Here is an 11,841-nt window from a genome sequence, read left to right on the forward strand (position 1 = left end):
AGATGTTCAGCTTTGTCAAGCTGATCGTGCTGCTTCGTTAAATCCACTCAGACTCGGTGGATACGCGCAATCGTCAATCGCCCGCTGTATTTTCTTGCGCTTGCCACGCGCAGTGCGTCGACTACGCGTGACGATCCGTCAGCCACGCTTACTGCGCGGGCTTGAATTCGAATGGGATATCCAGACTGCCGGCAACCGGCTGGCCATCGCGCTGCGCCGGATGGAAGCGCCAACGACGCACCGCTTCCATTGCCGCACGGTCCAGATCGCGCGAGCCGCTGCGCTGCACCAGCGTCACGCCGCCCGGATTGCCGGCCGCGTCCACGTCGACCCGTACCACCACATCGCCGGCATCGCCGCGACTTAACGCGGCCGAAGGGTAGCGCGGCGGCGGCATCTGGCCTTGCATCGGCACCGGACGATCGCCGCCGGCCACGGAAGCGGTTGAAGGCGCGGCGGTGTCAGGCGCGCCGGGAACTGCGTCTTCCGGCAATGGCGTCGGTGGAGCAGGTGGCGCGGTGTCTACCAGTGTCGGGGTATCTTCCAGCGGCTTGGTCTGTGGCATATCGCTGGCGCCGTCCTGGGCCGGCAACGGTGCGGGCAGCGGCTGGATACTGTCGTCGGCCTGCGCACCTGCAGCCGGTTGGGCCGGCGAGGCTTTGTAGAAGTCGTCCTTGCGGCCGGCGGCCCAGACCAGCAGGAACAACAACACGCCGGCAACGAAGGCGATGCCGGCAATTTTCAGAGTGTGGCGGGGCAGACGCAGGACGATCTGACGATCGGACGTAGGGCGGGGCGCGGGCATAGGGCTCACCTGAAGGATCGGGACAATTCTGGCATAGCCCCGGTGAATCGATCGCAGCAGGTGGCGGAACAGGCGATAATCCCGCGCTATCCCACTGACGCACCTATTCCCGATGCTAGATCCGGCCCTGCTTCGCCAACATCCCGCCGACCTTGCCGAGCGCCTGCGCAGCACGCGCGGTTTCTCCCTGGACACTGCGGAACTGGAGTCGCTGGAAAGCGAGCGCAAGCGCATCCAGGTGCGCACGCAGGAGCTGCAGAGCCAGCGCAATTCCAAATCCAAGGCGATCGGGCAGGCCAAGGCCAAGGGTGAGGATGTGTCCGCGCTGATGGTCGAAGTGGCCGGGTTTGGCGATGAGCTAAAGGCCTCGGAAGAAGCGCTGGATGTGATCCGCGCCAAGCTCGAAACTATTGCGCTGGGCCTGCCCAATTTGCCGGCAGAAGACGTGCCGCACGGCAAGGACGAGAGCGAGAACGTCGAGCAATCGCGCTGGGGGACACCGCGTCAGTTCGATTTCGCAGTCAAGGATCATGTCGAACTCGGCGCGCCACACGGCGGGCTGGATGGCGAAACCGCCGCCAAGTTGTCCGGCGCACGTTTCACCGTACTGCGCGGGCCAATCGCGCGCCTGCACCGTGCGTTGGCGCAGTTCATGCTCGACCTGCATGTCGGCGAGCATGGCTACGAAGAAACCAACGTGCCGCTGCTGGTCAACCCTGAGTCGATGCGAGGCACTGGGCAATTGCCGAAGTTTGAAGACGATTTGTTCCAGACCGAAGTTGGCGATTCGCGCCGCTATCTGATTCCCACCTCCGAAGTGCCGCTGACCAATATCGTGCGCGACGAGATCGTCGCCGCCGAGCGTCTGCCGCTGCGCATGACCGCGCATTCGATGTGTTTCCGTGCCGAAGCCGGCAGCGGCGGACGCGATACGCGCGGCATGATCCGCCAGCATCAGTTCGAAAAAGTGGAACTGGTCACCGTCTGCGCGCTGGAAGACAGCGACAGCGAGCATCAGCGCATGACGCGCTGCGCCGAGGTGGTACTGGAAAAACTCGGCTTGCCGTATCGCAAGGTGCTGCTCTGCACCGGCGACATGGGCTTCTCTGCAATCAAGACCTACGATCTGGAAGTATGGCTACCTTCGCAGCACACCTATCGCGAGATTTCGTCTTGCTCCAATTGCGGCGATTTCCAGGCGCGGCGCATGCAGGCGCGTTGGCGTCACCCGGTCAGCGGCAAGCCGGAGTTGCTGCACACGCTCAATGGCTCGGGCACCGCCGTGGGCCGCGCGATGATCGCGGTGATGGAGAATTACCAGAATGCCGATGGCTCGATCGATGTACCCGAGGTGCTGCGTCCGTACATGGGCGGGATCGAGCGGATCGGGTAAGCGCTGCGACGGACACGCTGCGATCAGCGCGACTGCGCAGCCGCCTGGCGCGCGCACCCAGGGCGCTGAATCTGCATTCCTTGCGTGCGCTGCGATTGTTTTTAGCTGTTTGAAGTGGTTCGTAGGTCGAACGTGGCGCCCGCGCGTTGTGCGAGGTTAACTGCATTTTTCGCTCGCATGCCGCACGTTTTGCATGATGGCGTTTGATCGCGCTGAACCGTTGGGGCAACTGCTGATGTAAGAAAGACCGGGCCAGCGATGGCCCGGTTTTTTTTAACCTATCGCAACGCGTCACGCATCGCCGCAATGCTGTGGCGAATACGCCACGCCTCCGGCGCGCACGAACATGATGTCCCCTGGATGCCCAGCAAACCGAACGCCTGTCGCAGCTAAGGCTCTTGGAAATCGTTCTGCTGGCCGCTGTAAATACCGCCACGCGCGCTTGCGATGCTGAGGCGTTTGTTGCCGGCCAAACCCTCCGGACCGTTTGCGGTCCGGAGGGGAGCGCGCGCCCGGCCACCGCGACACGATCGATCCAAGCCTTGAGCGTGGGGATGATCGAATGGCGATGACCTGTGGCAAGCGGCAGCGCCGCGGAGGTACGCAGAGCAACTCGTTGCTTTGATGGAATAAAATTGCTTAAATATCACTTATTGTTCTATTCATGGATGCATGCGCCATGCACGACTTGAACGACCTGTATTACTTCGCAATGGTGGTGGACCACGGCGGCTTCGCCGCGGCCGAGCGTGCGCTCGGGATCCCCAAGTCGCGCCTGAGCCGTCGCATCAGTCAACTCGAAACCGACTTGGGCGTGCGCCTGCTGCAGCGTTCCACGCGCCGCTTTGCGGTCACCGACGTCGGCACCAGCGTGCACCGGCATGCCCAGACCATGCTGGCCGAGGCCCAGGCTGCGCGCGAGGTGGTAGATCGTCTCAGCGCCGAGCCGCGCGGTCTTGTACGTGTGAGCGTTCCTGTCTCGCTGGCGCAGATCCAGTTGCCCAAACTATTGCCGGAATTCCTGGCCAAATATCCCAAGGTGCGGCTGCAGCTCAACATCAGCAATCGCCGCGTCGATGTGATCAACGAGGGCTACGACATCGCATTGCGCGTGCGTTCGCGCCTGGACGACGACGGCAGTCTGGTGATGCGCAGCTTCGGCCAGGTGCAGGAACTGTTGGTGGCCAGCCCCAAATATCTGGACCGCGCCGGGCGCCCCAAGGACCCCAGCGAGCTGGCCAAGCACACCACCATGAGCACCAGCGAGGACGAAGCGCATCAGCGCTGGGAACTGCACGGGCCAAACGGCGAAATGCGCCGCGTGGACCTGCAGCCCCGCCTTGCCGGTTTCGATTTCCCGCTACTGCAGTCGATGGCACGCGATGGATTCGGCATCACCATGCTGCCGGAAACCGTGTGCGCCGAAGCGGTGCGCAGTGGTGAGCTGGAAGTGGTACTGCCGCACTGGTCGCTGCCGCAAGGTGTTTGCCACGCCGTGTTCGCCTCGCGTCGCGGCCTGTTGCCGGCGGTGCGCGTGTTCATCGATTTCCTGGCGGAGCATCTGCCGCAGGAAATCGAGCGCTCGCGTCTGGATTGCGGCGGCAACTGCGCCGAATTGGCCGAAAAGCTCAAGCGCGCCGCCGGCACCGCAGCGCGCTTGGTCGCTGAAGCCGGTTGATCAACGCGCCGCTCAGCAGGCCGCGTCACTTAGCAAAGCGTAAGCGGGCATGCGAGAATGCATGCCTGGAAGCAATCCCGGTGTTGGTGATATCGCACAACTGGCGGCACACCGACAGGCGCAACCCGCACAGCGCGTGGCGCACGCGTGATCAGCCGATGTCGTTGGCGATCACGCAGAGCAGCATCGGAGAGATGGCCGAGCGGTTTAAGGCACCGGTCTTGAAAACCGGCGAAGGGTCAAACCTTCCGTGGGTTCGAATCCCACTCTCTCCGCCACTCACTCCTAAGTCATTGATTTAATTCATTAATTTTTTAGGCAGATTGATTGGAGGCAGGAAGCATGCAGAGGAAACACTCGCATGCGCATCCCTCATCATTTGAGCCGGTCGTCCACCGGCCGCTGGTCCTTCGTCCAACGTGTGCCCATCGATTTGCAAACCGTGATGGGCTGCCGGCTTATCAAACGCACCCTGCAAACGAAGGACTTGGCGCAAGCTCACGTGCGTGCGGTGGTGCTTGGAGCGGGCTATGCTCGGCTCTTCGCACAGTTGAAGGATCAACGCGTGGCCAATCTGAGCAAGACGGACGCTGACCTACTCATCGCTCGCCTGACGAGCGCTGAAAACCTCCAGGAACTGACTCTCAACCGCACCCGCCAACCGGATGGGACGGTGACCGAGCAGTGGCAGATCGACAGCCCAAAAGACCTGAAGTTGTATCGGCAGTTGATGGAGCTGGAAGCAAGGGGTGGGGCAACCGCCCAACCGCGCCTCCCAGTGGCCGCCTACGCCACATTCGGAGCCTCGCATCTTCGGCATGGCTCTGCGTCGGCCATCGAGACGATGACGCTGGGAAAGGCTCGGGACGCGTTCTTGGGGACCCTGAAGGGCTCGACGCTGCCCAAAACTTTCACGATCAAGAAGACGGCGATCGAATCCTTGGTGAGCTTCTTGGGTCCGAAGGCAAAGGTCCATGCCATCACCCGCTCAGATTTGGCGCGTTGGTATCAGGACATGCGGGAAAAGGGCGCGTCTACGCCCACGCTCACAAACAAGCAGAGCTATATCGGTGGCAAAGGTGGCTTCTTCGAGTGGGGCATGGCCTCGGGGCACTATCCACGAGGTGACAACCCTGCCTCCGACCATGTCAGCTATTCCCGGCGCGAGAAGCGGGCTAGGAAGAAGCTTGGATTCAAGGCCTATGATAGGTCCCGGATCCAAGCCCTGTTTTCACCAGAGGCGCTGGCCAAGCTGTCTGAGCCGGCCCGCTGGGCCTCCCTCCTTGGACTCTATACTGGTGCTCGGGCGTCGGAGGTCGGTCAACTCCTCATCAAGGATGTGTTCGAGGAAGACGGCATCCCATGCATCCGGATTTCGGACGAAGGCGAACACCAGAAAGTCAAAACCGAGGTCAGTCTTCGCACCGTCCCTCTCCATCCGGACCTCCTGAAGATGGGCTTCCTGGCCTGGGTCCAGTCTAAGAGCCTGTTCACGATCTTTTGAGTAGAAGCGCCAAGAAGGCCAGATGGATGAACTGCAAGCTGGTGTTGAGTTTGCGCTCGCAGTTCTTCCACAGCCTTCGGTTTTTCTCCAGCCAGGCAAAACTGCGCTCGACGATCCAGCGCTTGGGCATGACCTTGAAGGTGTGCAGTTCGCTGCGCTTGGCAATCTGCACCGTGAGCTGCTCGCCTAGAATCTCTCGTACGCCTTCGGCAAACGGTACTCCGGTGTAACCACTGTCGCACAGCAGGCTTTGTACATGCGTCAAGTTTGACTGACAGCGCTCCAGCGCCTGCAGCGCACCTTTGCGGTCGGTCACCTCCGCCGTCGTCACCGCGATGGCATGGGGCAACCCCTGGGTATCAACAGCGATATGCCGCTTGATGCCCGACACCTTTTTGCCCGCGTCATATCCCTTTTGCCCGGCTGTGTCCGTGTTCTTGACGCTCTGCGCGTCCACGATCAAGAACCTGCTGAAGATGTTGCGCTCCTGTTTCTGGCGGGCCACGCCAACCTGATTTTTTGAGCGCCCGCTCCAGCAGGCTCACTCCTTCATCGTCGCACTCGCCCCACTTGGCAAAGTACGCGTGCACGGTCCGCCACTTCGGAAAGTCGCTGGGTAGCGCTCGCCATTGGCAACCGGTTCGCAGCACGTACAACACTGCGCACCACACCTCATACATATCCACTCGGCGTGGCTTGGTGCGCTTGCGCGCTTGTTCCAGGATCGGGAGGATGTGTTCGAAACGCTCCCGGCTCATGTCGCTCGGATAGGTTTTTTGGCGCATCCGCAGAGTCTGCACCAATCAGGAAAGATCGTGAACAGGCTCTAAGCGAGACGCTGGCCATACTCGGCTGTTCTCGGCCGCCAAAGCCGATGCCAAGAACGGGCAGGGGAATTGGATTACGAAGGCGTTTAGCCGGCATCTTGCCCACGTGGGCAAGGACTGGGCGCCGGCAAAGCGGGGCTTCCACTCGCTCCGGAAAACATTTATCCAAAAGCTGCAAGGCACTGGCGTGGTTTCCGAGCTGCGGGCTCAGATCGTGGGGCATGAACTAGATGACGAGCATCATGCGACCTACAGCCGGGATTTTACCGTTCGCGAGAAGCTTGAAGGATTAGGAACACACTGCCCAGGGATAAAAGCTCTTCAGTATAGATTGAGGATTAATCAGTAAGCGAGAATTAAACACTAGGCTTGGGCACAAAAAGGATCAAGAGATGAGATCTTCTCAGGTTTTAAGTGGGTTAGTCATTGGTTTTTTCGGTGGGTCGCGGGCGAGAAGGCTGCAACCCCTAGTAGTTAGTGATGATGTCCTGAAACTGAGGGCTGACATCAATTCTTTGAATGAAAGAATAAACGAGCTGGAGAGAGTCGGAACTAAAATAAAAGTTATCGAAAATCGATTGAGCAAGTCCTTTCTAGGGAACCTCTGAACAACGCACTTCAAATGCGCGACACTACACACCTACGTTGAGGAGTCATCCATGCAACTGACGTTCGGTGACGCTGAAGGTTTGGGCAAGCGCAAGCAGACTCGCCGCGAGATCTTCCTGGCCGAGATGGAGCAGGTGGTTCCGTGGAGGCATTTGCTCGGACTGATCGCGCCGCACTATCCGGTGTCGGGGCGGCCTGGTCGACAGCCGTACGCACTGGCGACGATGTTGCGGATTCATTTGCTGCAGCAGTGGTATGCGTTGAGCGATCCGGCGATGGAAGAAGCGTTGCACGAGATCCGGACCTTGCGCCGTTTTGCCCGGCTCGGCGGTTTGGACAATGTTCCCGACGAGACCACGATTCTCAACTTTCGCCGCTTGCTGGAAACCCATGGCCTTGCAGCGCGGATGCTGGAGGCCGTCAACGCGGATCTGGTGCGCAAGGGTCAGAGCCTGCGGTCCGGCACGATCGTCGATGCAACCCTGATCGCTGCGCCCAGTTCGACCAAGAACACCGACCGCGCGCGCGACCCTGAAATGCATCAGACCAAGAAAGGCAATCAGTGGTATTTCGGGATGAAGGCACACATCGGCGTGGATGAGTTTTCCGGGCTGGTGCACTACGTCCGTTGTACGGCTGCCAATGTGGCCGATGTCACGGTGACCCACGCATTGCTGCACGGCAAAGAAGACAGTGTGTTCGGCGACAGCGGCTACACCGGTGCGGACAAACGCGAAGAACTGCAGACCTGCAAGGCTGGTTTTTTCATTACCGCCAAGCGTTCGACGATTCAAGCCATTGGCAACAAACGCGAGCGCCGCCAGGAAGAACGTTGGGAATACTTCAAAGCAAGTGTGCGTGCGAAGGTGGAGCATCCATTCCGCGTGATCAAACGCCAGTTTGGCTACACCAAGGTCCGCTATCGCGGCTTGACCAAGAACACCGCGCATGTGCTGACCCTGTTCGCACTATCCAATCTGTGGATGGTGCGCCGGCAGTTGCTGCCGGCCAGGGGATAATGCTGTCTGGCGCCAGCCAACGCCGCAAGAAACCGTAGAAATCGTATCGTACGCATCAACTCTGTGCGCTATTGGCACGCAGCAGGCTCGAATTTTAGAGGTCTGGTGCGTTGTTCAGACCTTCCCTAGATAAGGAGGGGGGCGGAAATTTTATAAATGAGGTTAATTGTTTTCAGACCTCTGCCGCATTCCTGTCGTTTGGCGTAATCGCATACCTCTTGTCCAAGGGGGTCGCCTACGATGCCTTCCTCACTTCATTTGGATTTATTGGGAGCGGGATTTCGCTTTTCTCTGTATTAATTAATTCAAAAAATATCAGGAATAACCCGGATCGTCTGGACAAGAAATTTAGGCCAATTGCTTGGGCAGTTTTTTGCCTCAACGTATTGGCCTCCTTTGGCTGGGGTGTGATACTTCTTTCTAGGTTCTAGTTAGTCGCCCCTGAAAAACCCCACCCACCCACCCACCCAACGACCGCAAGGCCTTGATGTCTGCACCGGCGTGCCAAAACTACCAGTGTTCGCTACGCTGAAGGCTGGTTTCTGGCAATTTTCACTCATGCGTACACGCCGTCCTGCTGCCGAGCACATGCCTGCCGACGAGTTGTTTCGTTCGCGGCTGGAGAACCAGATCGATCTGCGTCATCCGCTGACGCGGCTGAGCCAACAGATGCCGTGGGCGGCGTTGGAGCAAGCACTTTCATCGCGCTTGCCGGCCACCCAGGCCGGTGGCGGTCGGCCGGCATTGCCGGTGCGGCTGATTGCCGGTTTGCTCTACCTCAAACACGCCTACGACCTGTCCGATGAAGCGGTGTGCGAGCGTTGGCTGGAGAATCCGTACTGGCAGTTCTTCACTGGCGAGGTCGTGTTCCAGACGCGCTTGCCGTGCGATGCCAGCTCGCTGACGCGCTGGCGGCAGCGCCTGGGTGAGGCCGGGATGGAAGAGCTGCTGGCGCACACCATCAACGCCGCGCATGCGATGCAAGCGGTGGACGCACGCGAGTTGTCGCGGGTGATCGTGGACACCACGGTGCAGGAAAAGGCGATCGCCTATCCGACCGACAGCCGTTTGCTGGAGGTGGCACGCAAGAAGCTGGTGTTACTGGCCAAGCGGCACGGCATCGGATTGCGGCAGAGCTACGCGCGGCAAGGCCCGGCCCTGAGCCGCAAGGCAGGTCGGTATGCGCATGCGCGCCAGTTCAAGCGGATGCGGCGCGTGCTGCGACGTCAACGCACGGTATTGGGGCGGGTGTTGCGCGACATCCAACGCAAACTCGATCAGGTAAACACCGGCGTGCGCGAGCGCATCGCTGTCTGGCTGGAACGTGCGCAACGGCTGTACACGCAGCGTCCGAAGGACAAACAAAAACTCTACGCATTGCATGCCCCGGAAGTGGAATGCATTGGCAAGGGCAAGGCGCGTCAAGCGTACGAATTCGGCGTCAAGGTCGGCATTGCGGTCACCGCCTGCAAGGGATTGGTCGTGGGTGCGCGCAGCTTCCCGGGCAACCCGTACGACGGCGATACCTTGGCCGAGCAGCTGGAGCAGACACGCGGGTTGCTGCAGGATGTGAGCGTAGAACCGACGGTGGCGATCGTGGACCTGGGCGATCGCGGGCGCGAAGTCGATGGCGTGCAGGTCCCTGCATCGCGGCAAGGCCAAGACGCTGACGCGACGGCAATGGCGCTGGATCAAGCGACGGCAGGCGGTGGAGCCGGTGATCGGACATCTGAAAGACGACTGCAGGTTGCGTCGCTGCAGGCTGAAAGGTGCCCAAGGCGATGCGCTGCACGTGCTCGGCTGCGCGGCCGGCTACAACCTGCGCTGGCTGCTGCGCTGGATCGCGTTTTTGCGTGCCTGGATGCGGGCGATGGGATGGTCATCCTTGAGTGCCGTGCCGCTGTCACCGACGGCACTTGGCGCTTGAAGGGAATTTTTCAGGGACGGCTAGTTAGGGCTTGCCGTGTTCATTGGGGCTATAAGCACAAATAGCGCTCCGACGCCTACGACGCTATAAAAGCCAAGTGCGACAGCTTGGGTATGGCTCATTTTTGTTAGCTTGTTTTTGGCTTTTTTTAACTTGCCGGTGATACGCCCAGGGTTCCGTAGACACTCAAGACCCTCGTTGCGCGTAGCGCCGTTCAAACTCTACAGGGGACAGGTCGCCAGTTGAACCGTGGCGGCGGTTGGGGTTGTAGAACATCTCGATGTAGTCGAATACCTCGGCGCGAGCGGCGTCCTTGGTGGAATAGGTCCGCCGCCTGATCCGCTCGCGTTTGAGCAGGCCGAAGAAGCTCTCCACGGGTGCGTTGTCGTGGCAGTTGCCACGCCGACTCATGCTGCACACCACGCCATGGGACGCCAGGAAACTGCGCCAGTCATCGCTGGTGTAGACAGACCCTTGGTCCGAATGAACCAAGCAACCAGCGTTGGGTTTGCGCCGCCACACCGCAGACAACAAGGCCTGCACGACCAACTCGGTGTCGGCCCGATCGCGCATCGCCCAGCCGACGACCTGCCGGGAAAACAGATCGATCACAACAGCCAGGTACATCCAGCCTTCATGCGTGCGGATGAAGGTGAAATCGCTCGCCCAGGCCGTGTCCGGCTCAGTCACGTCGAACTGTCGGTCAAGCAGGTTGGCCGCCGCCTTGCACTGCATTCCTCCATGGAAGCGCGGTTTGCGACCATAGCCCACCTGGGCACGCAGTCCCTCGGTGCGCATCAGCCGATGCACCCGATGGCGACTGCAACGCTCACCCAGATCGCGCAGATCCCTGGTGATCTTGCGATGCCCATAGACACTGCCGCTGGCCAGCCAGTGGTGCTTGATCAGTCCAAGCAAGCGCCCATCTTCCTTGGCGCGCTCACTGTTGGGCGAGCACAACCAGGCGTAATAGCCCGACCGGTTGACCCGCAATACCCGGCACATCGCACACACCCTGAATTCCCCACAGTGGGCTTGCATGAAGGCGTACTTTGCCCTTACCCCTTGGCAAAGTACGCGGCGGCCTTTTTTAGGATGTCGCGCTCCTCGGTCACTCGACGCAACTCTGCCTTCAGCCGCCGAACCTCGGCGCTCTGGTCCACCTCGGCGCGCTGCACCACGCCAGGCTTGCCGAACTTGCGCAGCCAGGCGTAGAGGCTGTGCGTGGTGACACCCAGTCGCTCCGCGACTTCTGCCACCTTGAAACCACGATTGGTCACTTGCCGGACCGCCTCGATCTTGAATTCATCCGTATACCGCTTGCTGCTCATGGACACCTCCGAATTGACCATTTTCCATGGCCTTGAGATGTCTAGGAAACCCTGGGCGTATCAGTTGCCAAGTGGAACAAGCGCACCTCGGACAATCGATGCTGATTGCTTGGTTTACCGCAGCAAGCGCGTCAGCTAGAGATCCCGGTGCACCGACGTCCCACCTGCATGGCACACTGCCAGCTCATCCATTGACGAGGGCGGGCGGTGATTGGCCAACAGCGTGATCTGACATTTCGTTTTCTGGCCGAGCCCAGCGACGTCAACTTCGGCGGCAAGGTGCATGGCGGCGTGGTGATGAAGTGGATCGACCAGGTGGGCTTCGCTGCGGCCAGCGGCTGGAGCGGGCATTACTGCGTCACCGTGGCGGTGGGCGGTATTCGCTTCGTGGCGCCGGTGCGGATCGGGGATCTGGTCGCGGTGTCGGCCAAGCTGGTCCACACCGGGCGCACCAGCATGCATTTCGCCATCGATGTGCGGGCACGCAGCCCGATGGGCGGCAACTCCCGGTTGTGCACGCACTGCATCATCGTGTTCGTGGCGATGGACCCGCATGGCGTCACGCCGATGGAAGTGCCGTCGTGGCAGCCGGACACGCCAGAGGATCAACGCCTGGCCGAGTACGCGCTCAAGGTGATGGAACTGAGCAAAGGCATCGAGCACACCATGTCGCATTACCAGGCCGATACCGCGCGTTGATCTGTGCGCTGCTGAAATGCCTGGTGTGATCTGCGCATGAGCAGGGTAG

At 60.4% G+C, this 11,841-nt stretch carries 7 protein-coding genes, 1 tRNA gene and 4 pseudogenes; 8 read left to right on the top strand and 4 right to left on the bottom strand.

The window, feature by feature from the left end; translation table 11 throughout:
* Positions 1 to 148: 148 nt before the first annotated feature.
* Entirely contained in the window at positions 149 to 805 is a 657-nt protein-coding gene (locus tag PD885_RS07035) for an energy transducer TonB (RefSeq protein WP_002804598.1), read from the bottom strand.
* Positions 806 to 917: 112 nt separating this feature from the next.
* Between PD885_RS07035 and serS the strand changes: the two genes are divergently transcribed.
* A complete protein-coding gene (gene serS, locus PD885_RS07040) occupies positions 918 to 2,198 on the top strand; it encodes a serine--tRNA ligase (protein WP_002804599.1) in 1,281 nt (426 codons plus the stop codon).
* A gap of 291 nt (positions 2,199 to 2,489) precedes the next feature.
* On the opposite strand, the pseudogene PD885_RS07045 reads toward serS, so the two are convergent.
* Positions 2,490 to 2,757 (bottom strand): annotated as a pseudogene (locus PD885_RS07045) (NAD(P)H-dependent oxidoreductase); the annotation flags it as partial.
* A 105-nt stretch (positions 2,758 to 2,862) separates the two neighbouring features.
* Between PD885_RS07045 and PD885_RS07050 the strand changes: the two are divergent.
* From PD885_RS07050 to PD885_RS07060, 3 genes and pseudogenes are all read left to right on the top strand, one after another.
* The gene (locus PD885_RS07050; RefSeq protein ID WP_002804601.1) at positions 2,863 to 3,876 is read left to right on the top strand and encodes a LysR family transcriptional regulator; all 1,014 of its coding nucleotides are present in this window, start codon (positions 2,863 to 2,865) and stop codon (positions 3,874 to 3,876) included.
* Between the two features lie 188 nt (positions 3,877 to 4,064).
* Positions 4,065 to 4,154 (top strand) — tRNA-Ser (locus PD885_RS07055).
* An 83-nt stretch (positions 4,155 to 4,237) separates the two neighbouring features.
* Positions 4,238 to 5,359 (top strand): annotated as a pseudogene (locus PD885_RS07060) (DUF6538 domain-containing protein); the annotation flags it as partial.
* Positions 5,360 to 5,366: 7 nt separating this feature from the next.
* On the opposite strand, the gene PD885_RS07065 reads toward PD885_RS07060, so the two are convergent.
* A protein-coding gene (locus tag PD885_RS07065) for an IS5 family transposase (RefSeq protein ID WP_088056738.1) occupies positions 5,367 to 6,165 on the bottom strand; the annotation gives its coding sequence in 2 pieces (ribosomal slippage) (positions 5,367 to 5,895 and positions 5,894 to 6,165; 801 coding nt in all).
* A gap of 37 nt (positions 6,166 to 6,202) precedes the next feature.
* Here PD885_RS07065 and PD885_RS21975 point away from each other — a divergent pair.
* From PD885_RS21975 to PD885_RS07080, 3 genes and pseudogenes are all read left to right on the top strand, one after another.
* Positions 6,203 to 6,556, top strand: a pseudogene (locus PD885_RS21975) (site-specific integrase); the annotation flags it as partial.
* A 310-nt stretch (positions 6,557 to 6,866) separates the two neighbouring features.
* A complete protein-coding gene (locus tag PD885_RS07075) occupies positions 6,867 to 7,835 on the top strand; it encodes an IS5 family transposase (RefSeq protein WP_088056740.1) in 969 nt (322 codons plus the stop codon).
* A gap of 558 nt (positions 7,836 to 8,393) precedes the next feature.
* Positions 8,394 to 9,762, top strand: a pseudogene (locus PD885_RS07080) (IS5 family transposase).
* Positions 9,763 to 9,948: 186 nt separating this feature from the next.
* Here PD885_RS07080 and PD885_RS07085 read toward each other — a convergent pair.
* Positions 9,949 to 11,093 (bottom strand): IS3 family transposase gene (locus PD885_RS07085; RefSeq protein WP_088057106.1). Its coding sequence is split into 2 segments (ribosomal slippage): positions 9,949 to 10,856 and positions 10,856 to 11,093, totalling 1,146 coding nucleotides; the frame shifts between segments, so codons are not numbered across the junction.
* A 207-nt stretch (positions 11,094 to 11,300) separates the two neighbouring features.
* On the opposite strand from PD885_RS07085, the gene PD885_RS07090 reads away from it, so the two are divergent.
* The gene (locus PD885_RS07090) at positions 11,301 to 11,792 is read left to right on the top strand and encodes an acyl-CoA thioesterase (RefSeq protein ID WP_002814546.1); all 492 of its coding nucleotides are present in this window, start codon (positions 11,301 to 11,303) and stop codon (positions 11,790 to 11,792) included.
* Positions 11,793 to 11,841: the final 49 nt, after the last annotated feature.

This window comes from Xanthomonas fragariae, from assembly GCF_900183975.1.
GTDB classification, from domain to species: Bacteria; Pseudomonadota; Gammaproteobacteria; order Xanthomonadales; family Xanthomonadaceae; genus Xanthomonas; species Xanthomonas fragariae.